We start from the raw sequence: 20116 nt of genomic DNA on the forward strand, positions 1-20116 counted from the left end.
CATCTTTTTCAAATTTCACGATTGCCCCCTAGATATGCGTAGTCCCTGATAGATACTGTTTACACGGGGGGCGGTAACCCGCGTGATCGTGTCAGCGGAAAAATGCCCAGCTTAGTGAACAGGTGAACCGAGTGAATTGCTGTTCACCAGCGCATTTGCACTATGGATTGGGATGTCGCTGGGGACCCTGGGTATTTTGGATAGACACGGGGCACAAAACCCGCGCCTTCGTGATAGTGGGAGGTTTTTTCACGTTGGTTGACAGGTTGACGTGGTTGACATCGATCCCCGCGGTTGACGGTGCTCTGGTGTTCACAATCATCAACACGACGGGCCACCTTTACAGATGCGGTAAAGGTGGCCCTTTTTATTCAATATCCCTTCAATTTCAACATTGAAATTTCAGTAAGCTGGGTAAGCCGCCGCTACCACGATCCCGCGGGTTTCCGACCCCGTGTCAAAGGACTTCCCTCAGGGTCCCCGGCAGATTTTTCATCCGTTTCTACGCAAATCCGCTAACGTTGGTCTCGGAGAGATGCATCCTCAGGAGAAGTTTAGGCAGGAGAGTGGCATGTACGGTGAGCTATTCAGAACCCTTTCACAGGAAGGCTACGTAATTCAGTCGTGCCTCACGATTGGTCTGACAGAGCTGCGCAATGCAAACCTGAATGAGAAGGGACGCTACTACACCGCCTTCTTTCAGCTCGCGATAGGAATTGAACGGTTAGCAAAGCTGGCTTTGATCCTAGATCACATGGCACAGAATCAGCTTCAGGCTCCAGGGCGCCCAGTTGTCAAAGGGTATGGCCATGATTTGCGAACTCTAATATCCAATGTATCCAATGTAGCCAGCGCTCGCGGATATGATCTATCAACGCCCTTTCCAACCGATCCTTTGTGCACACGTGTAGTAGCATTTCTTTCCGACTTCGCTACGGGCATGCGTTACGCGAACCTCGACGCCTTAGCATCAGGAAAGTCACAGCGCGACCCACTAAGCGAATGGAACGAGATTCTGCAGCACACCATTGCCTCAAAAATGAGTGATGCGGCAAAACATAAAATCAATACTCGGGCCATAGCCATTGCTGAAGCGCTGGAAGGCCATGCAGCTGTATTCGCTAGCGATCTTGCAGGCAACCCACTGACCCTCTCGTCGGCATTCTCTGAACCGTCAGCCTTAGATACGGCTTCAAAGTACCTGGTATGGGAAATATGCACCCTTCTATCGCCACTTCGTGACTCTGTCGTGAGTGCGGGCTACGCCGCCGACGCAGTGGCAGTTTCCATAAATCCCCATGGAGACCGTGTGCCGGTGCTCAGTGAGTTTTTCGACTTTCTGTGGTTAGACCGTCAATATGTACTCCGGAAGAAGCGATGGCCCTAGGCAACGAAAGGGTGTCCTGTAGAATTCGCCAATACGACGTCTTCAGGGTTTACTCGACGAATCTCATTGGAAACGGTTCCAGTAGCAGGAGGCTTGTATCCCTCCTTGTATCCCTGAATATATAATTCACCCGCAAGCCTTGATTTATATGGAATGCTCCAGTCTCCCTCGGGCACCAAAATTAAGAAAGGTCTTGCTTAGCAAGGCCTTTTTTTTCGTCTGCCGAAAAGTGCCTGACGCAACGCCGACCTGTAGGAGCCGGCTTGCTGGCGATGCTTTTTGATTTCTCGCATCCTCGACCGGTACGACCCTTATCAAGGATTCACCCCATGGAACTGCTGCTGGAAACCGTCGCCCTGTTCTGCCTCAAGCTTTCTTATGAGACGGAGGATTCGAGTCCGATTCTGCGGGATGATTTGCTGATGAGTGATTATGAGCGGGAGGTGTTTGGGTTGCTGGTGCGTCGAGGGGATGTTGAGGTGATTCAGGCAAAAGTTGATGAATGCGTGAGATTGGCGCTGAACGCTATCGGCGGGGTTGATTCAGTCCTGGGGCGTGAGCTGGGTAGGTTAGCGACAGATTTCAGCGCTACGCAGACGATGGAGCAGATTGATCCCCCGCTCATCGCGCTCAAGAACTATTTGAAAGATATTCAATGAATGAAGGGAGCAGCCTAAAAAACGGTATACCCGATAGTCGCACCGACGCTGGCTGCCACGTATTCTCGGATTTATGTCCATTCACGCTGCTAAACATTTCAAGCCCCAAACGATGTGAGTAAGTCACTTACTTCAAGCAGGCAACACAAACCTTGCTTCAAGCCTATGCAACAACTCGAACGTATTCAAAAAAGGAACATTCAGCTCCTTACAAATATTGGGAATAATGAATTTTCGTTTAGCATCGAGATTTAGCACTTCATGAGTAACGACTGTAGCCCCTGTAGTCATTGCTTTCGCAATCAACCAAGGGTCAGCACCTGCTAAAAATTCGTCCATAGCGCCTGTTTTCATCTTAGGCGCTTGATCAGCCACAAGCCCCGCAACCTGCATGAATGCCAGTTGCGTATCCTGATCGGTGGTGGAGTGAAAGAAATCACAATTGTCCTTCGCCCAATCCGCCAGATCGTCATGCCCTTTTGTTAGCTCATCCATTACAGGTGCAATGCTGGCTAAAGCCAATGCTTTATTCTTAAGTAGTAACCATTGCCAAAACCCAGGACAGATAGCCATCCCGTAGTAACGATTTTTTGCTTCAATCAGCGTGTTAGCGTCGAGTAAATGATTCATTCCGTAATCATGCTGGCGAGAGTCCTTAATTTGGCAGGTTGCACGCCGAGCAAATGCCCCGCATCGCGCAGCAGCATCCGGCCACTCATTGCTTCAGTCAGCACCGCCTTGCTTAGGCTAGGGCTGTTTTTCGCGGTGGCGTTGCGGTAGTAGTTACCCGCGCCACCTTTATCATCCTGAAAAGCCTTGAGGATCATTCGATAGTAAGCGCTGTATTGGGTCTGGCTTATGTATCCAAGATCTAATGCGCGGCGACCAATCGCCAATTTACTGATGTGAAACCGAGTTGCCATTGGAGCCAGGTTTTCTTCCCAGTTAACATCGGCGTTCCACAGAGCGCGGAACTGGGCTTCGGGAGCCAGAAATTCACCTGCAACTGCATTGCAGAATCGTTCCTCGTCTCGACCATTGGCGGTATTTCCGTCAGACACTCCGCTGCTACCAATCCAGATATGGGCCAACTCGTGAAGCAGGGTGAACAAGCGGGCAGTGGGGGCATCGGAACTGTTGACGAATATAACGGGGGCGTGGGTATTACTGATGGCAAAACCCCGGAACTCGCTGACTTCAAGTTTGCGATGAGTATTTCCTAGCGCAATGCCACTGCGCATAACCAAGATGCCAGCCGCTTCTGCCGCTTCGATCAAGGCACGGCTGTATTTGTCGTAATCCAATCGAGCAGCGTCAGGGTTTACGCCGAGCGTCCGGCGGATATCGTCCACCACCTCTGCGACTCGAGATCGGCTGTTGAAGCGACCGACAAATGCCAGCGGCTGATGCTCCTGGTGTTGCAGATACTCCAGGTACCAGTCCTGCTTACGCAGGGAGTCCCTGACAGTGTCCAACAACTCCAGACTGGGACGTTGAGGCGCAATCCCACCGACGGTCCGAAGATCAGGTAAAGGCAGTTGTTCGACTGGAGGGCGCGGAAGAAACAAGAAGCCAAAAGGGATGTGAGCGAGACTCGCCCACTTTTGAGCCTGAAGGAATGTTGGTTTGGTCTCGCCAGCCTCCCATTCCTCTACTCGATCAGGTTTCACTGGCAGCTTTTTAGCAACCTGCTCAGTGGAGAGACCTGCGCGCTCCCGAGACCATGTGAGCAGGCTTGGATTGACTAAGGCGGCTTGGCTCATAGGGTCACTGGCAAATCAGATGGGTCCAGCAAACGTTCGAGAGCATCCTTTGCAGATGCAGCCGACTGACGCGGGGTCCGGTTATCTGGCATTGCCTTTCTCCTTGGCTATTAATGGTCTAGTGGGCTGCGTCTACAGATTAGTCGAGTAGCAGAGCTACGTCGGAAGAAGCACGCGAGTATGAGGTAAATACGCAACGACTCGAAGCGCAAATATGTAACCCGCAGACAGATGGCACCACTGTATTTCAACGCATTTCATGACTTAAGTGCGGCTCGACGCCGCGACTTTATAACCCGAGTTCACCCCGCGATCGACCAGATTATTACGCCGAAATTTGGAGGGTTGCAGTAACGAGATCCCCACGATACCCTCCCACCGTCGCTGCCAATTCAGCGACCGGGCTTGGTAACCCGAGGTAAATCACTGCGCAACAGTGCTATGCGTTCGCAGGCGCTTTTTTTTCGCCTGCGATCTGCGTTATGGCGGCTGTGCGTGGGACGTCTTCGGACGTGCCGGTTTCCTTGATTTCCCGGTTTACCAACCTGCGCACAGCTGCCACCCATTCGCTTGGTAACGAATTGTGGCAGCTCTTCAAATTAAGGAGCTTCGCAATGTGCAGTATGGATCCGTACAAAATTTGGCTTTTCCCTCTACGTAATTCCCAATTGCGTAACGCCCCACCGTCCACCCTCTCCCTCTGCCTCTCCGTCATCGGAGGTGGCCAATGACAGATCAATCAGAGCTAAAAACCATCGGCCTAACCCCCGCCATTTACTGCGCCGATCAACCACTCTTCCACGTCACTCGCGGCGTTCCCCTCGGCGATGCGTTAGCCATGGCTTCTGACTTTCTGTTTCTCGCCAAGAAGCTGAATGAGGATGCCGCTTACGCTACGGACACCGACCGCCATGCCTGGGCTGCGCATTATTTGACGGCGATGAGTAAGGCGGTGGTTGATGATGCGGTGAAGGTGCTTGGGCGGGATCGGAGTTCTGTGGTGACACCTGAGCGGGCGGCGGCGAAGTCTGAAGGGTAGTGGCTGAAAAATGGGGAGCGGACTGCTTGTGATGATGGCAGTGGGTTCAGCATTGATGTTGGCTGAACCGGCGCTTTCGCGAGCAGGCTCGCTCCCGCAGAAGGACTGTGTGATGGCGTCCATGAATATTGGCTTACAGCTTGATACGTACGAAGCCCGCAGCGGATCTTGCGTACCTCGCAGAGTCTGAAACTTCAGGTTACCGAGTCAAATTGACTGGGAAGCGAGCTGACCGACAATCTCCTGTCTCGAGACGAAGTCACACAGGGATTGTCATGACCATGGACACACGGAAAAAACATCCTTTCGACGACATTTGGCGCCGAAAACGTCCGAACGGTGGCGCCTCGTGGGCCGGCTGGAATCCGCCCCCGACGCCACAGCCGGAATATATCCCCAAAGATGAATGGCCAATTCCCAAGGAGCGTACAGACCCGGTTTTTGCCAAGTGCTGCACACCTGAAAACTGGGGGAGTACTCACGCCGGTAGCGACCCCATGCCCGCCTCGGACTTTGGCAAGGTCATGCTGGCTGGGTCGATGCTTGTCCCGTCGGCGGCACAGGCTGCCGGGCTTGCACTAGGCTTCGACGCTGTACTGGGGCGCATGGCGGGTGGCGGCATCATGCAACAGGGATTCACTTGGGCATTGCGCGGAAGCCCTGCCGGCGTATTTGTGCTGGGCATGCTTCCGACCAAAATGGGCGACGGCACCCTCTATACCGACGATCAGCTACGCAGCATGACCCGTGCTCCGACCCGCGTTCGCTTTCAGTTTCGCCGCGATGTTGAGGGCGCGTTGCAGGTTTACGGCATCCATACCGGCCCGTCAGGTGATGACACGGTCCGTACGGTGCAAGCCCAGTGGAACGCCACCAAGACCGCGATCGAAGCCGAGCTAAATGGCGCCACCATCCTGTGGACACCTAGAGGACGATCAGGCATACCGCCAATGGTCCACCCAGATGCCAGCAACAGCCAAGGCACCATCCTAGTACACCCGATCCCGGAAGAAACAGACTCCCATATCGAGGGCTATTCGGCAGAGGACGGCATAGAGGCCGATGACTGCATTCTGGTCTTTCCGGCAGACTCAGGCCTGAGCTCGTTGTACTTGGTGTTTTCGCGACCTATCGGCGGCGACCACAGCTATCACCCCGCCCCCAAAGGATTGACGGCCTTTCCAGATGCCGTACTCAGTCCATCAAAGAGCTCTGTCAAAGGTGGTGGACATAAGCGAAAACGCTGGAAAGACCGCAAGGGACGAATTTATGAATGGGATTACGAGAATGGCAGGGTTGAGCTCTACGACAAACAAGGCAAGCATTTGGGAGAGTTCAACCCTGACACGGGCGAACGAGCAAAGGACGCCGAGCCAGGCCGAACCACGCCAAAGTAACTTTGATAGGAGTCAAAAAAATGCTGCATGAGATTCTTGCATTCGACAAGGGAACTGAGGAGCTAGCGTTCAGCATTGAAATCCCTGCCGACCAGTTCGATCAATTGGCAGAGCTTATGGCGTGGAGTGAGCCGGAAGACGCCATTTATGAATACGACTTAACGCCAGATCAGATAAGGCGCCTTGAAAGTATGACTGGAAAAGCCTTCAGCAGTCCGGATTACATCTTTCAACTGTCCTGTAGTGCCTGATGAAGTTTGTCGGCGCGTCCATTCTGCGGCCATCTAGATAAGTCCGATTTGAAATAAGGGTTGCAGCCTCTTCACACCTACTGATACTGGCAGGGGTATGGTTGAAGTGAGGATGGACCTGCCACTTTTCTATTACCCCAGCTGACAACAACGAAAGACTTTTTCGGCATCACAAGGACGTATCAATGCGGCAAATCGCCCTCAGCAACAAGCCACTCAGAGGCATTCCCCGCCGCCTTCGCGCTCTGGAGCACTGGGCCTCCAGTTTTCGCGACGAGTTTTACCCGCGATCCGCGCAAATGGAGCGCTACACACACTGGAAGATCCCGGTGCATGCGGCCCTGGTCGAAGGTCCGCAAGCCGCGATCGAAGTTCAGGCCTTCTGCATTCAGCAACTGCTCGAAGCCGCTAGTCACCTGTCCAACGCTGCTGACCACTCTCAAGGTTACTACCGCGTCGCTTGCCTGCTGACGTGGCCATGGGTTCATCAGAGCGAGGTCACCGTCTTCTATGACCGTGACTATTATTTGGGTTTTCTCGGTGAAACTAACGCGCTCATGCCAGAGCGGATCAGTCGTGATCTTGCGTTGCACATGCCAGCAAATTTCATTGAGCACGGGCATGACGTTACTCAGCCTGACGAGGAGGTCGCAGTGCAGTGGTGGTGCATCGGGGAACCGGCCTGACTGCTTTTAGCGAGCAGGCTGATCTGGCCTAATGAAATTGGACACATCAATAGGGCGCGATTGAGATTGATGCTGTCGAAGCCCGATCACCATGTCAACGTCGACGCCACATAAAACACTGGTTTGTACCGACACCTAAGCGGGCGGAGGCGAAGGCTGGGAGGTAGTGGCTAGCTTTCAGCATTGATGTTGGCTGGTCTGGCGCTTTCGCGGGCAAGCCCTAATGCCGGTCAGTTAAGCAATTTCTGCGGTAACGCAATTGTTGCAGCTGGAGGCCGTTGTTGGCCCCGAGGTTTTCGGGGCCGTTGAGCGTTCGGGTCAGAGCAGGTGCTGGGAAATCAGTTTTGAGATTTCCACCATCGATGTCCTGCCGGTGAATTCGAACTTCACTTTTCCCAGCGACGAAAAGTAAATCTCCAGCTCCGAATCCAGGTCGAAGGTGCCGGACGTTTCCACCGAGTACGCCACGATGTTTTTGTAGGGCAGCGAGGTGAAGTCTTTTTTGCTGCCGGTGATGCCCTGCACGTTGACGGCGATGATGCGTTTGTTGGTGAACACCACGCCGTCGCGCATGGATTTGTAGGCGTCGATGACCTGCTCCCCTTCCAGCAGCAGCGCGCTGACGCGTTCGGCGTATTCTTCGTTTTGCTTGAGTTTGAAGAAGCCTTTGTTGTTGAAATCAATCATCTGTCATTCCCTGTTTTTTGAATGTATGTCCCGAGTACGAGTTGCGTACGACGCCTTGGGCTGGGCCTCGTCTAGACTTAACGGGTAGTCGTAGAAAGAACCAAACACGTCGCTTTGGTGCAGTCGAATCAATACCAGCGTGGCAAGCTGCCTTAATGCCCTATAAAAGGTGCGGCAAAGACCGCGCCGGGCACAACAAGATGCCCGCTCAGGGTGCCCTGGCCAACGGCCTGACAATGCCACGATACCGTGACGTGGTGTGAATGCCGCAGCCGACACTTTCGGACGACCGACAACCGCCTGGTTTGTCCGTGACCGTGAGGATTGCTGAATGCCTGATGAGATGTTGCACCTGCCAATGGTCAACAGCCTGCTGGAGCGCCACAAAGGCATTCCCGGCGCTCTGTTGCCCATCCTTCATGAGATTCAGGCCGGTATCGGTTACATCCCCGATGCCGCCATCCCCGAGATTGCCCACGCCCTCAATCAGAGTCAGGCGGAGATTCGTGGGGTGATCAGTTTTTACCATGACTTCCGCACCGCGCCGCCGGCCCGGCATATTCTGCGTTTGTGCCGGGCTGAGTCCTGCAAGAGTCGCGGCGCCGAGGAGCTTGCCGCGCAGTTGCGCGATCGCCTGCAACTGGATGACCACGGCAGCAGTGCCGACGGCAATATCAGTCTGCGCCCTGTGTATTGCCTCGGCGCGTGCGCTTGTTCGCCGGCACTTGAGCTGGATGGTCAGGTGCATGCGCGGCTCAGTGCCGAGCGTCTGGATGCCCTGCTTGATGCTTGCCGGGAGGACGTATGAGCCTCTATCTGTCCTGTGATTCCCTGGCCCGTGCCGTCGGTGCCGATGAGGTGGCCTCGGCCCTCTCAAATCAGACTAATTTAGACCTGCAACGCACCAGCTCTCGCGGCCTGTACTGGCTGGAACCGCTGCTGGAAGTGGACACTCCGCAAGGCCGTATCGGCTTCGGCCCGCTGACGGCTGCCGATGTGCCGTCGGTGCTCGATGCGCTGCAAGGCGAGCCCTCCGCTCATCCGCTAGCCTTGGGTCTTGTAGAAGAGTTGCCTTATCTCAAGTCTCAACAACGCCTGCTGTTCGCCCGCGCCGGCATTACGCGGCCGCTATCGCTGGACGATTACCGAGTCCATGGCGGTTTCGAGGGTTTGAAAAGAGCCGTCACCATTGGCGGCGAGCCAACTGCAACTGAGGTGTTCGATTCGGGCCTGCGTGGCCGTGGCGGCGCGGCGTTTCCGGCCGGGATCAAATGGCGCACGGTGCGCGCCACTCAAGCGGCGCAGAAATACATTGTGTGCAACGCCGACGAAGGCGACTCCGGCACTTTCGCCGACCGCATGTTGATGGAAGGCGACCCCTTCCTGCTGATCGAAGGCATGGCCATTGCCGGCATCACCGTCGGCGCCAGCTACGGCTACATCTACGTGCGCTCGGAATATCCACAGGCCATCGCCACGTTAAATGAGGCGCTGGAGATTGCCCGAACTAACGGTTACCTCGGCGCCAATGTCGGCGGCAGCGGCCAGGCCTTCGATATGGAAGTGCGCGTCGGTGCCGGCGCTTACATCTGCGGTGAGGAAACCGCGCTGCTGGACTCGCTCGAAGGCAAGCGCGGGATCGTCCGTGCCAAGCCACCGATTCCGGCGTTGAAGGGGCTGTTCGGCCTGCCGACGCTAGTGCACAACGTGCTGACCCTGGCCTCGGTGCCGCTGATTCTGGCCAAGGGCGCGCAGTTCTATCGCGATTACGGCATGGGCCGCTCTCTTGGCACGATGCCCTTCCAACTGGCGGGCAATATTCGTCGTGGCGGTTTGGTGGAACGGGCTTTTGGCCTGACGCTGCGGGAACTGGTGGAAGACTACGGCGGCGGAACCGCGAGTGGCCGGCCGCTGAAAGCCGCTCAGGTCGGTGGCCCGCTCGGCGCCTGGGTGCCACCTTCGCAATTTGACACGCCGCTGGATTACGAAGCGTTCGCCGGCATCGGCGCCATGCTCGGTCACGGTGGTGTGGTGGTGGCTGACGACAGCCTCGACATGGCCCATATGGCGCGCTTCGCCATGCAATTCTGCGCCGAGGAATCCTGTGGCAAATGCACGCCATGCCGCATCGGCTCGACCCGCGGCGTGGAGGTGATCGACCGCCTGCTGGCCGCGCCTGACCAGAACGGTCGCGATGAACAGGTGATCATCCTCAAGGACCTGTGCGACACCCTGCAATACGGTTCGCTGTGCGCATTGGGCGGCATGGTTTCCTTTCCGGTCGTCAGCGCCCTCAAGCACTTCCCCGCCGACTTCGGTCTGCAAGCCTCGGAGGCCGAACAATGATCACTCTCTTCGACCCGAAAACCGATATCGATCTTGGCACTCCGGCCCGCGACAGCCAGGTGCAAGTCACCCTGAACATCGACGGCCGCAGCATCAGCGTGCCCGAAGGCACTTCGGTGATGCGCGCCGCCGCGCTGCTGGGCACCACCATTCCCAAACTGTGTGCCACCGACAGCCTGGAAGCCTTCGGCTCTTGCCGCATGTGCCTGGTGGAAATCGAGGGCATGCGCGGCTACCCGGCGTCCTGTACCACACCGGTCAGCGAAGGCATGAGCGTGCATACCCAGACGCCGAAACTCGCCACGCTGCGCCGCAACGTCATGGAGTTGTACATCTCCGATCACCCGCTGGACTGCCTGACCTGCTCGGCCAATGGCAACTGCGAGCTGCAAACCGTCGCCGGCCAAGTCGGCCTGCGAGAGGTGCGTTACGGCTATGAAGGCGACAATCACCTCGCCGACGTGAAGGACACTTCCAACCCCTACTTCGACTACGACCCGAGCAAGTGCATCGTCTGCAACCGCTGCGTGCGCGCCTGCGAAGAAACCCAGGGCACCTTTGCCCTGACCATTACCGGGCGCGGTTTTGAATCTCGCGTAGCCGCTGCCGGTGGCGAGAACTTCCTCGACTCGGAATGCGTGTCCTGCGGCGCCTGCGTGCAAGCCTGCCCCACCGCGACCCTGATGGAAAAAAGCGTGGTCGAACTGGGTCAGCCCGAACGCAGTGTGATCACCACCTGTGCCTATTGCGGCGTGGGCTGCTCGTTCCGTGCCGAGATGAAAGGCGACCAGTTGGTGCGCATGGTTCCGGACAAGAACGGCCACGCCAACCACGGCCACTCCTGCGTCAAAGGGCGCTTTGCCTGGGGCTACGCCACCCACCCGGATCGCATCACCAAGCCGATGATCCGTAAACATATCAACGACCCTTGGCAGGAAGTCAGCTGGGATGAAGCGGTGACCTACGCCGCCAGCGAATTCCGTCGGCTGCAGCAAAAATACGGCCGCGATTCCATTGGTGGCATCACCTCCAGCCGTTGCACCAACGAAGAAACCTACCTGGTGCAAAAACTGGTGCGCGCCGCGTTCGGCAACAATAACGTCGACACCTGTGCGCGGGTCTGCCACTCGCCGACCGGTTATGGCCTGAAACAAACCCTGGGCGAGTCCGCCGGCACTCAGAGTTTCGACTCGGTGATGCAGGCCGACGTGATCCTGGTGATGGGCGCCAACCCCAGCGATGCTCACCCGGTGTTCGCCTCCCAGCTCAAACGCCGTCTGCGTGAAGGCGCGCGACTGATCGTCATCGACCCTCGACGCATTGATCTGGTGGACTCGGTGCATGCCCGCGCCGAAGTGCACCTGGCACTACGTCCGGGCACCAACGTCGCCATGCTCAACGCGCTGGCCCACGTCATCGTCACCGAAGGTCTGCTCAATCAGGCCTTTATCGACGCCCGTTGCGAGGGCAGCGATTTCGCTCGTTGGAGCGAGTTCGTCAGCCGCGCGGAAAACTCGCCGGAAGTGCTTGGCACCATCTGCGGCGTAGACCCTGCCGACATCCGTGCCGCCGCCCGCCTGTATGCCACCGGCGGCAACGCGGCGATCTACTACGGCCTCGGCGTCACCGAGCACAGCCAGGGCAGCACCGCCGTCATGGGCATCGCCAACCTGGCCATGGCCACCGGCAACATCGGCCGCGAAGGCGTAGGCGTGAACCCGCTACGGGGGCAGAACAACGTTCAGGGCTCCTGCGACATGGGCTCCTTCCCCCACGAGCTGCCCGGCTACCGGCACATTTCCAACGAAGTGGTACGGGCGCAGTTCGAACAGGCGTGGAACGTCACCCTGCAACCCGACCCGGGCCTGCGTATTCCCAACATGTTCGAGGCAGCCCTGGGCGGCAGTTTCAAGGGCCTGTATTGCCAGGGCGAAGACATCGCCCAGAGCGACCCGAATACCCAGCACGTCACCGCGGCGCTGTCGGCCATGGAGTGCGTGGTGGTGCAGGATATTTTCCTCAACGAAACCGCCAAGTTCGCCCACGTTTTCTTGCCGGGCAGCTCGTTCCTGGAAAAAGACGGCACCTTCACCAACGCCGAGCGGCGCATCTCTCGGGTGCGCAAGGTCATGGAACCGCTGGGCGGCAAGGCCGACTGGGAAGGCACGGTGGCCCTGGCCAACGCGCTGGGTTACCCGATGAACTACACGCACCCGTCAGAAATCATGGATGAAATCGCCAGCCTGACGCCGACCTTCACCAACGTCAGCTACGCAGCACTGGACAGCCACGGCAGCCTGCAATGGCCATGCAACGCCGCAGCACCGGACGGCACGCCGACCATGCACATCGAGGAGTTCGTGCGGGGCAAGGGGCGCTTCATGCTCACCGGCTACGTGCCCACCGAGGAAAAGGTCAACAATCGCTATCCCCTGCTGCTGACCACCGGGCGCATCCTCAGCCAGTACAACGTCGGCGCCCAGACCCGGCGTACCGAAAACGTCGCCTGGCACGATGAAGACCGCCTGGAAATCCACCCGACCGACGCCGAGAGTCGTGGCATCAACGAGGGTGACTGGGTCGGCATCGGCAGTCGCGCCGGACAGACCGTCCTGCGTGCGCGGGTCACCGAACGGGTAGCCCCGGGCGTGGTGTACACCACCTTCCACTTCCCTGAATCGGGGGCCAACGTCATCACCACCGACAACTCCGACTGGGCCACCAACTGTCCGGAGTACAAGGTCACCGCCGTGGAGGTCAGCCGCGTCTACCACCCTTCCGAGTGGCAAAAACGCTATCAGGAGTTCAGCGACGAACAGCATCGTCTGCTCAACGAACGCCGTCAGGCGCGTGGCACTAAAGCCGAGGTACGCCGATGAGCACTGAAAACCTGATCAAAATGGCCAACCAGATCGCCCAGTACTTCGCCAGCGAACCGGACCAACAACAGGCCGTGCTCGGCGTGCGTAATCACCTGAAAATGTACTGGACGCCCGGCATGCGCAAGGAATTGCTGGCCTGGCAGACGGAGCATCAGGGGGCGGACATGCACCCACTGGCGCAGGCAGCCGTCAGTGGGGCGGGCTGGGAGGCTTAGGTTCACAGGAACCCTTGGGCGTGGGGTCGTGAGGAATCGCGGCTCCCGCTTAACAGGAAAAGGCGACCACTTGAGCTATCATCGCCGACCTGTGTGCCAAGAGCCTTGAACCCGGATGTCCGTATCTCTGCCATTGCCTGACGATTGCAACTCACTGCCTCCGGTGCTGGTCGGCCCGCTGTTACGGCGGCTGGAACCTGCACGGCTGGTCATGTGGCTCGTCGGATCCCGCGCGCTGTCGCTGACGTTGCGCCTGAAAAACTGCGCCGACATCCGCCTGGATGCCGGGCAGTGCACTGTCATCCCCATCGGCACTCACGCATTTATCCACTTGATCGATGTGCCGCTGGCGACTGCCCTGCCCTGCGACACACTGATCGAGTACGACCTGTTGATCGATGACGCAATGACCGGCATCGCCGAGTGGGCCCCGCATCTGCTCTACGGCGAAGCGCGTTGCCCGAACTTTGTCCTGCGTTCGCGCATTGATCAGCTACTGCATGGTTCCTGCCGCAAACCGCATTTCCCGGCCACCGATGGCTTGCTCTGTGTCGACCGTTTGTTGGCAGAGGAACAGGACGCCTCGCAGCGGCCGGCGCTGTTGATGATGAGCGGCGATCAGATTTACACCGACGATGTTGCAGGACCGATGTTGCGGGCGATCCATGCCTTGATCGAACGGCTGGGCCTGTTTGAAGAACGCCTCGAAGGCGCCGTGGTCAGCGATAGCGCAAAACTCTACGAACACCCGGCCAGTTACTACCACCGTGCGGATTTGTTACCAGCGCTCAAGAGCAATGAAACCCTGCGTGATCGATTTTTCGGCGGCGCGCGTAAGCCGATTTTCACCAGCAGCAGTGCCGACAATCACCTGATGACCTTCGCCGAGGTGATGGCCATGTACCTGCTGGTCTGGTCGCCAACGCCCTGGACACTGATCAATCCGCAACCTCCGGCGCTGACGTTCGCACGACACAAACTGTTTGCTGTTGAACAAACCTGTATCGATGACTTCAACTCGGGCCTGGGCGGTGCCGCACGGGCCATGGCGCATCTGCCCTGCCTGATGATCTTCGACGACCACGACATTACCGACGACTGGAATCTGTCCGCGCAATGGGAGGAAACGGCCTACGGCCATCCGTTCTCCAAGCGCATCATCGGCAACGCCTTGATCGCCTACATGCTGTGCCAGGGCTGGGGCAACAACCCGGATGCATTTGGCGGTGTACTGGAAAAAGCCCGCTTGCTCTGCGTCACCGGGGGCGACCGTTACCTCGACAGTCCGGTGCAGGATGATTTGATTGATGCGCTGTTGAGCTTTCAACAGTGGCATTACGTGCTGCCCACCACGCCCGCACTGGTGGTGATAGATACCCGCACCCGGCGCTGGCGCAGCGAGATGAACCTCAAGCAACCGTCCGGCCTGCTGGACTGGGAAGCCCTCAGCGAACTGCAACAGGAACTGCTCGACCATCCATCGGCGATCATCGTTTCACCCGCGCCGATCTTCGGCGTCAAACTGATCGAAACCGTACAGAAAGTTTTCAGCTGGTTCGGTTATCCACTGCTGGTGGACGCTGAAAACTGGATGGCGCATCGCGGCGCCGCCCAAGTGATCCTGAACATTTTCCGACACTCGCGCACACCGGGTAACTACGTGGTGCTGTCCGGTGATGTGCATTATTCCTTCGTCTACGAAGTGTTTATCCGACACCGCAAGGCCGGCCCGAAAATCTGGCAGATCACCAGCAGCGGCATCAAAAACGAATTCCCGCCCCGACTGCTCGAATGGTTCGACCGCCTCAATCGCTGGCTCTATTCGCCGCGCTCGCCACTTAACTGGCTGACCAAACGCCGCCGCATGCGCATCGTCCCGCACACCCCCGAACATGCCGAGGCCGGCGAACGGCTATGGAACTCGGCAGGCATCGGCCAGGTGTTCTTCAATGAGAAAGGACAACCCCAGGACATTTATCAGCACAACTCAAACGGCTCACCCAAGACCCGGATGGTTGCGCCTGAACATGACGACTGAATTGGCGAGTGACCATGAACCTCACCCGAACGCTGATCATCGGCAACTCTGGCTCTGGCAAAAGCTGGCTGGCGGAACGATTGGCAGCACAACTCAAGGTGCCATGGATTGATCTCGATAAAATTCACTGGATCTCGGACGAACACAGCATCGCCCGCCCGTATGCTGCAGCACTGGACATAGCGCGGGTTGCGGCCGATGAAGAACAGTGGGTGATCGAAGGCGTTTATGGCTGGATCGTCAGCGAGCTTATGCACCGGGCAACGGCGCTGATCTGGTTGTGTGTTGATGACAAAAACTGTGTTGCCAATATTCGTCAGAGAGAACAAAAACCAGACAATGACGAGTTGCTGATGGCGTTGCTGGAATGGGCCGCCAGTTATCGGATGCGCGAGGACTCCAGTGGATTTACCGCGCACCAGCAATTGTTCAAAGGGTTCAACGGCTCAAAAATCAAACTCATGGATCTAGCCGAAATCAGCGAGTTCGCTAACACCACGTTGCATGCCTAGCCTCTAGCGAAGCTCAGCGGAGCGGCTGTGCTCTTGCGAACGCCACTGAGCCGATGAACCATCCCAAATCCCCTGTGGGAGCGAGCCTGCTCGCGATGACGGTGGCACATTCAATACTTGCGTTGATCGTTCCCATGCTCCGCGTGGGAATGCAGCCAAGGACGCTCCGCGTCCCCAAAAGCGTGACGCAGAGCGTCACAAGAGGCATTCCCACGCAGAGCATGGGAACGATCAATTGTGTATCAAACCGCATTCACGGCCCGACCAACCCCTCTGACAATCATCTCCACTTCCCGCTCATCAATCGTCAACGGCGGTAGCAGGCGAATGGTCTTGCCCCGTGTCACGTTGATCAGTAAACCGTGGTCCCGCGCGGCGATCAGGGTCAGGTCGCGGATCGGCTGCTTGAGTTCGATGCCGATCATCAAGCCTTGACCACGGATCGCCAGGACGTTCGGATCGTCCGCCAACTCGCTACGCAATCTAGCCAATAGACGTTCGCCCTGAAGCCTGGCGTTCTCCAGCAGACCCTGTTCTTCAATGATGTCTAGCACGGTGCAACCGACACGACAGGCCAACGGATTGCCGCCAAAAGTGCTGCCGTGGCTGCCGGGGGTGAACAGTTCGGCGGCTTTTCCTCGGGCCAGACAGGCGCCGATAGGGATGCCGTTGCCCAGGCCTTTGGCCAGGGTCATGACGTCCGGGACGATGCCTTCGTGCTGAAAAGCAAACCATTGACCGGTGCGGCCGACGCCGGTCTGGATTTCGTCGAGCATCATCAACCACGAGCGTTTGTTGCACAGTTCGCGCACCGCTTTGAGATAACCGGGCGGCGCCAACTGGACGCCGCTTTCGCCTTGGATCGGCTCCATCAGGATCGCCACGATTCGTTGGCCGTAGGCCTGCTGCACGTGATCCAGTGCGCTGAGATCACCGAACGGCACTTTGACGAAATCCCCCGGCAACTCATTGAAGCCCAGGCGCACCGCCGGGCCATCGCTGGCGGATAAAGTGCCCAATGTCCGGCCATGAAAAGCATTCTCCATGACCACCACCAGCGGTTGCTCGACGCCTTTGTGCCAACCGTAAAGCCGTGCGAGTTTCAGCGCGGTTTCATTGGCTTCGGCACCGGAGTTGTTGAAGAACGCCCGGTCCATGCCCGCCAAATTCGTCAGTTTCCGGGCCAACCGCTGTTGCCAATCGATGCTGTAGAGGTTGGACGTGTGCAACAGCAAGCCAGCCTGCTCGCTGATCGCCGAGACGATTCGAGGATGGGAGTGGCCAACGTTGGTCACCGCCACGCCCGCCACCGCGTCCAGGTACTCACGACCGGCCTCATCCCAAAGGCGCGTACCCAGCCCTCTGCTGAAACTCAGGGCCAGCGGTTGGTAAGTGCTCATCAGGCAGGCGGCGGTCATGGCATCAAGCTCCATCAATGGTCGGTGTTTTTGCAGTATGGTTAGCCACCTGAGCTGGATAAACGCCGTAATACTTCAATCATCTTAAAGCCGAGCTTGATAATGGATTTGTTCCAGGCAATGACCGTTTACGTACGCGTGGTGGAGGCTGGCAGCATGACGGCCGCCGCGCAGCAGTGTGAAATGTCCACGACCATGGTCGGCAATCACCTGCGCGCACTGGAGCAACGTCTGGGCGTGCGCTTGCTCAACCGTACGACACGGCGCCAGCGCCTGACGGAATTCGGCTCCGCGTATTATCTGCGTTGTCTTGAAGTATTGGGGTTGGTGGCCGATTCCGAACGCCTGGCCGAACAGAGTCAGGACGCGCCGAGTGGAATCTTGCGCATCACGGCACCGCTGACCTTTGGCACGGAAAAGCTTGCGCCAGCGCTCAGCGAATTTTCTCTGCAATGTCCACAGGTCAAACTGGACGTGGTGCTCACTAACGGGCGCCCCGATCTACTCGAAAACGGCCTCGATGTGGCGTTTCTCTTGGGCGCCATTGAGCCGTCCAACCTGATCGCCCGCCCGCTTATCGATTACACCCTGACCATGTGCGCATCACCGGAGTACCTGGCACGCCGAACCACGCCGGAAAAACCCGAAGACCTGCAACATCACGATTGCTTGTCTTTTGCCTACCCGGTCGGGGATGACTGGCAATCGGTCGCAAAACAATGGCGCCTGAGCGGGCCGGAAGGCGAAGTGATGGTGGCCGTCAGTGGTCCGATGCTGATCAATAGCTCCGCAGGGTTGCATCAGGCTGCTCGAACCGGGATGGGTATCGTGATGTTGCCTGATGCACTGGTCGAACAGGACCTGCTCAACGGAAAACTGGTGGCGTTGATGCAGAACTATCAACTGCCGAGCCGGCCGATGCACCTTGTGTACGCTCAGGATCGCTACCGCTTACCGAAATTACGCCATTTCGTCGACTTTGCTATGCAGTTATGGGGCAAGTACTAGGCGTGGCAATGCGCCATGCACTAATCTCGACGCCAGGCGAATCAATTGAAAGCTGTGCGTCAGGGAGAGTGGTGATGGGGGAAGCGACAAATATCAAGCCATTGAAACTCAATGTGTCAGATTTTAGCGAAGACCTGCTCCACACTATTCTGGAACTGGTCAGCGACGGTATTTGGGACTGGAACGCCAACACAGGTTTTGTCTACCGTAACCCCGGTTGGTACAAGATGCTCGGTTACGAGCCTCATTCCTTGGACAACACTGCGTTGACTTGGGAGAACCTCATCCACCCTGAAGATTACCCCTCAGTCATGGCCGTGTTTGATGATTACCTGCAACAGCGCGCGCCCACCTATCAGGCCGAGTACCGCTGCCGGATGCTGGACGGCAGCTACCTTTGGATCGAAGACCGCGGCTATGTGCTGTCCCGCAACGCCGACGGCACGGTAGCGCGGATGGTCGGTGCGCACCGCAGCATCGACGACAAGCGACGTCTGCTCGAAGAGTTGGAACGACGCGCTCACTCCCTTGAAGCGACCGTTGAAGAGCGAACCCGGGAGTTGTCTCAGGTCAACCAGCAGCTTCAGGTTCAACTCGAAGAAAACCGCAAACTGGCAGAAACCGATACGCTGACTTCCATTGCCAATCGCTACCTGATGGAAAAAACCCTGCCTCAGGAATGCGAACGAGCACAACGCTTTCGACGCCCCCTGTCCCTGATCGCCATGGACATCGACGACTTCAAGATCATCAACGATCACTACGGCCATGCCTTGGGTGATGCGGCAATAGTGCAGGTGGTCGAGAGCGTGAAGCACTACGTGCGCGAAGGTGATCTGCTGGCGCGATGGGGGGGGGACGAGTTCATCATGATCCTTCCCGCTACCTCGTTGGCTGATGCCAGGCTCCTCGCCGAAAAAATCCGCGATGGCCTGCTGAGCTTGCCACCTGTGGGCGCGTTTCAAGTGACCATGAGTTTCGGCGTGGTCCAGCGCTTCGAAGAAGAACAACAGACCGGATTGCTGGCCCGGGCCGACCAGGCGCTGTATCGGTCGAAGGTGGCGGGCAAGAATGTGATTTCGGGGTGAATAAACCCCGGCATCAACTGCCATTCACATCCCTGCCTTCACCAACACCGGTTTCTCCTGGTACCGATCGGGATACAACCGTTTCAACTGCGCCACTTTCGGTAGATCGTTGATCACGATGTACGGATAGGTCGGGTGCTCGGTCAGAAAATCTTGATGCTCCTCCTCTGCCGGGTAGAAACCGTTGTAGGTTTCCAACTTGGTCACAATGGGTTTGTTGAACGCATGAGCGGCGTCGAGCTGGGCGATGTAAGCCTGGGCAATGCGTTGCTGTTCGGTGTTCTCAGTGAAAATCGCCGACCGGTATTGAGTGCCGCTGTCGGGGCCCTGGCGGTTCAGTTCTGTGGGGTTATGGGCCACCGAAAAATAGATCTGCAGCAACGTCCCGTAGCTGACCTGAGCCGGATCGTAAGTGACTTCGACGGATTCCGCATGGCCGGTATTGCCCTCGCTGACCCGTTCATAGTGGGCGGTGTTGGCGGCACCACCGGCGTAACCAGAGATAGCTTTTTTCACACCTTTAACGTGCTGAAAAACACCTTGGACGCCCCAAAAACATCCGCCGGCAAACACCACTTTTTCGCTGTGGGCCTGGGTCGTTTCATCCACAGCTGGCGGGGGGATGACGACGGATTCTTCGGCACCGAACGAAAATGCCGAGCACTGACTAATAACGCCGGCAGCGGCCATTCCCAATAGGGTACGGCGCCAGGTGAACAGGGTTTTCATGGGGCAGACTC

19 protein-coding genes are annotated in these 20116 nt (G+C 57.5%); 14 read left to right on the plus strand and 5 right to left on the minus strand.

Annotated elements, in window-relative coordinates; genetic code table 11:
* The first annotated feature begins 571 nt into the window (after positions 1–571).
* A complete protein-coding gene (locus ACWGZX_RS08875; protein WP_452628066.1) occupies positions 572–1387 on the plus strand; it encodes a hypothetical protein in 816 nt (271 codons plus the stop codon).
* A gap of 329 nt (positions 1388–1716) precedes the next feature.
* Positions 1717–2046, plus strand: a complete 330-nt coding sequence (locus ACWGZX_RS08880; protein WP_452628067.1) for a hypothetical protein — start codon at positions 1717–1719, stop codon at positions 2044–2046.
* Between the two features lie 132 nt (positions 2047–2178).
* Here the strand turns inward: ACWGZX_RS08880 and ACWGZX_RS08885 are convergent, their stop codons facing one another.
* Together ACWGZX_RS08885 and ACWGZX_RS08890 are read right to left on the minus strand one after the other, a co-directional pair.
* On the minus strand, positions 2179–2676 hold the full coding sequence (locus ACWGZX_RS08885; protein ID WP_452628068.1) for a DUF4411 family protein: 498 nt from the start codon (positions 2674–2676) through the stop codon (positions 2179–2181).
* Positions 2673–3809 carry an ImmA/IrrE family metallo-endopeptidase gene (locus ACWGZX_RS08890; protein ID WP_452628069.1) on the minus strand — a complete coding sequence of 379 codons (1137 nt, stop codon included), beginning with the start codon at positions 3807–3809 and terminating at the stop codon, positions 2673–2675. Before ACWGZX_RS08890 ends, ACWGZX_RS08885 begins: the two co-directional genes overlap by 4 nt.
* A 727-nt stretch (positions 3810–4536) precedes the next feature.
* Here ACWGZX_RS08890 and ACWGZX_RS08895 point away from each other — a divergent pair.
* From ACWGZX_RS08895 to ACWGZX_RS08910, 4 genes are all read left to right on the plus strand, one after another.
* Entirely contained in the window at positions 4537–4848 is a 312-nt protein-coding gene (locus tag ACWGZX_RS08895) for a DUF3077 domain-containing protein (protein ID WP_452628070.1), read from the plus strand.
* A gap of 275 nt (positions 4849–5123) precedes the next feature.
* Complete coding sequence (locus tag ACWGZX_RS08900) at positions 5124–6245, plus strand: S-type pyocin domain-containing protein (RefSeq protein WP_452628071.1); 1122 nt, start codon at positions 5124–5126, stop codon at positions 6243–6245.
* A gap of 20 nt (positions 6246–6265) precedes the next feature.
* The gene (locus ACWGZX_RS08905; protein WP_452628072.1) at positions 6266–6496 is read left to right on the plus strand and encodes a DUF7683 domain-containing protein; all 231 of its coding nucleotides are present in this window, start codon (positions 6266–6268) and stop codon (positions 6494–6496) included.
* Between the two features lie 185 nt (positions 6497–6681).
* Positions 6682–7182 carry a DUF3916 domain-containing protein gene (locus ACWGZX_RS08910; RefSeq protein WP_452628073.1) on the plus strand — a complete coding sequence of 167 codons (501 nt, stop codon included), beginning with the start codon at positions 6682–6684 and terminating at the stop codon, positions 7180–7182.
* A gap of 318 nt (positions 7183–7500) precedes the next feature.
* On the opposite strand, the gene ACWGZX_RS08915 is transcribed toward ACWGZX_RS08910, so the two are convergent.
* Complete coding sequence (locus tag ACWGZX_RS08915; protein WP_093226569.1) at positions 7501–7869, minus strand: PH domain-containing protein; 369 nt, start codon at positions 7867–7869, stop codon at positions 7501–7503.
* Positions 7870–8200: 331 nt separating this feature from the next.
* On the opposite strand from ACWGZX_RS08915, the gene ACWGZX_RS08920 reads away from it, so the two are divergent.
* The 6 genes from ACWGZX_RS08920 to ACWGZX_RS08945 all read left to right on the plus strand — a co-directional run bounded on the left by ACWGZX_RS08920 (position 8201) and on the right by ACWGZX_RS08945 (position 15862).
* Entirely contained in the window at positions 8201–8677 is a 477-nt protein-coding gene (locus tag ACWGZX_RS08920; RefSeq protein ID WP_452628074.1) for a formate dehydrogenase subunit gamma, read from the plus strand.
* Positions 8674–10215: a formate dehydrogenase beta subunit gene (locus ACWGZX_RS08925; RefSeq protein ID WP_452628075.1), complete on the plus strand. Its 1542-nt coding sequence runs from the start codon at positions 8674–8676 to the stop codon at positions 10213–10215. Before ACWGZX_RS08920 ends, ACWGZX_RS08925 begins: the two co-directional genes overlap by 4 nt.
* A complete protein-coding gene (gene fdhF, locus ACWGZX_RS08930; protein WP_452628076.1) occupies positions 10212–13094 on the plus strand; it encodes a formate dehydrogenase subunit alpha in 2883 nt (960 codons plus the stop codon). Before ACWGZX_RS08925 ends, fdhF begins: the two co-directional genes overlap by 4 nt.
* Entirely contained in the window at positions 13091–13312 is a 222-nt protein-coding gene (locus tag ACWGZX_RS08935) for a formate dehydrogenase subunit delta (protein ID WP_452628077.1), read from the plus strand. The genes fdhF and ACWGZX_RS08935 overlap by 4 nt, the downstream gene beginning before the upstream one ends.
* A gap of 115 nt (positions 13313–13427) precedes the next feature.
* On the plus strand, positions 13428–15350 hold the full coding sequence (locus ACWGZX_RS08940) for an alkaline phosphatase D family protein (RefSeq protein WP_452628078.1): 1923 nt from the start codon (positions 13428–13430) through the stop codon (positions 15348–15350).
* 14 nt (positions 15351–15364) lie between these two features.
* Entirely contained in the window at positions 15365–15862 is a 498-nt protein-coding gene (locus tag ACWGZX_RS08945; RefSeq protein ID WP_452628079.1) for an adenylate kinase, read from the plus strand.
* A gap of 242 nt (positions 15863–16104) precedes the next feature.
* Here ACWGZX_RS08945 and ACWGZX_RS08950 read toward each other — a convergent pair whose 3' ends face one another.
* The gene (locus ACWGZX_RS08950) at positions 16105–17280 is read right to left on the minus strand and encodes an acetylornithine/succinylornithine family transaminase (protein WP_452628080.1); all 1176 of its coding nucleotides are present in this window, start codon (positions 17278–17280) and stop codon (positions 16105–16107) included.
* Positions 17281–17382: 102 nt separating this feature from the next.
* Between ACWGZX_RS08950 and ACWGZX_RS08955 the strand changes: the two genes are divergently transcribed.
* Together ACWGZX_RS08955 and ACWGZX_RS08960 are read left to right on the plus strand one after the other, a co-directional pair.
* Positions 17383–18288, plus strand: a complete 906-nt coding sequence (locus ACWGZX_RS08955) for a LysR family transcriptional regulator (protein ID WP_452628081.1) — start codon at positions 17383–17385, stop codon at positions 18286–18288.
* A gap of 74 nt (positions 18289–18362) precedes the next feature.
* Entirely contained in the window at positions 18363–19376 is a 1014-nt protein-coding gene (locus tag ACWGZX_RS08960) for a diguanylate cyclase (RefSeq protein WP_452628082.1), read from the plus strand.
* A gap of 24 nt (positions 19377–19400) precedes the next feature.
* On the opposite strand, the gene msrA is transcribed toward ACWGZX_RS08960, so the two are convergent.
* Complete coding sequence (gene msrA / locus ACWGZX_RS08965) at positions 19401–20105, minus strand: peptide-methionine (S)-S-oxide reductase MsrA (protein ID WP_452628083.1); 705 nt, start codon at positions 20103–20105, stop codon at positions 19401–19403.
* Positions 20106–20116: the final 11 nt, after the last annotated feature.

It is taken from the genome of Pseudomonas sp. CLCA07 (assembly GCF_053615335.1).

Bases quoted from the DNA above. Each gene is read 5' to 3' on its own strand.
- ACWGZX_RS08875 (WP_452628066.1), top strand. From the start codon at position 572: ATGTACGGTGAGCTATTCAGAACCCTTTCACAGGAAGGCTACGTAATT.
- ACWGZX_RS08880 (WP_452628067.1), top strand. From the start codon at position 1,717: ATGGAACTGCTGCTGGAAACCGTCGCCCTGTTCTGCCTCAAGCTTTCT.
- ACWGZX_RS08885 (WP_452628068.1), bottom strand. From the start codon at position 2,676: ATGAATCATTTACTCGACGCTAACACGCTGATTGAAGCAAAAAATCGT.
- ACWGZX_RS08890 (WP_452628069.1), bottom strand. From the start codon at position 3,809: ATGAGCCAAGCCGCCTTAGTCAATCCAAGCCTGCTCACATGGTCTCGG.
- ACWGZX_RS08895 (WP_452628070.1), top strand. From the start codon at position 4,537: ATGACAGATCAATCAGAGCTAAAAACCATCGGCCTAACCCCCGCCATT.
- ACWGZX_RS08900 (WP_452628071.1), top strand. From the start codon at position 5,124: ATGACCATGGACACACGGAAAAAACATCCTTTCGACGACATTTGGCGC.
- ACWGZX_RS08905 (WP_452628072.1), top strand. From the start codon at position 6,266: ATGCTGCATGAGATTCTTGCATTCGACAAGGGAACTGAGGAGCTAGCG.
- ACWGZX_RS08910 (WP_452628073.1), top strand. From the start codon at position 6,682: ATGCGGCAAATCGCCCTCAGCAACAAGCCACTCAGAGGCATTCCCCGC.
- ACWGZX_RS08915 (WP_093226569.1), bottom strand. From the start codon at position 7,869: ATGATTGATTTCAACAACAAAGGCTTCTTCAAACTCAAGCAAAACGAA.
- ACWGZX_RS08920 (WP_452628074.1), top strand. From the start codon at position 8,201: ATGCCTGATGAGATGTTGCACCTGCCAATGGTCAACAGCCTGCTGGAG.
- ACWGZX_RS08925 (WP_452628075.1), top strand. From the start codon at position 8,674: ATGAGCCTCTATCTGTCCTGTGATTCCCTGGCCCGTGCCGTCGGTGCC.
- fdhF (WP_452628076.1), top strand. From the start codon at position 10,212: ATGATCACTCTCTTCGACCCGAAAACCGATATCGATCTTGGCACTCCG.
- ACWGZX_RS08935 (WP_452628077.1), top strand. From the start codon at position 13,091: ATGAGCACTGAAAACCTGATCAAAATGGCCAACCAGATCGCCCAGTAC.
- ACWGZX_RS08940 (WP_452628078.1), top strand. From the start codon at position 13,428: ATGTCCGTATCTCTGCCATTGCCTGACGATTGCAACTCACTGCCTCCG.
- ACWGZX_RS08945 (WP_452628079.1), top strand. From the start codon at position 15,365: ATGAACCTCACCCGAACGCTGATCATCGGCAACTCTGGCTCTGGCAAA.
- ACWGZX_RS08950 (WP_452628080.1), bottom strand. From the start codon at position 17,280: ATGACCGCCGCCTGCCTGATGAGCACTTACCAACCGCTGGCCCTGAGT.
- ACWGZX_RS08955 (WP_452628081.1), top strand. From the start codon at position 17,383: ATGGATTTGTTCCAGGCAATGACCGTTTACGTACGCGTGGTGGAGGCT.
- ACWGZX_RS08960 (WP_452628082.1), top strand. From the start codon at position 18,363: ATGGGGGAAGCGACAAATATCAAGCCATTGAAACTCAATGTGTCAGAT.
- msrA (WP_452628083.1), bottom strand. From the start codon at position 20,105: ATGAAAACCCTGTTCACCTGGCGCCGTACCCTATTGGGAATGGCCGCT.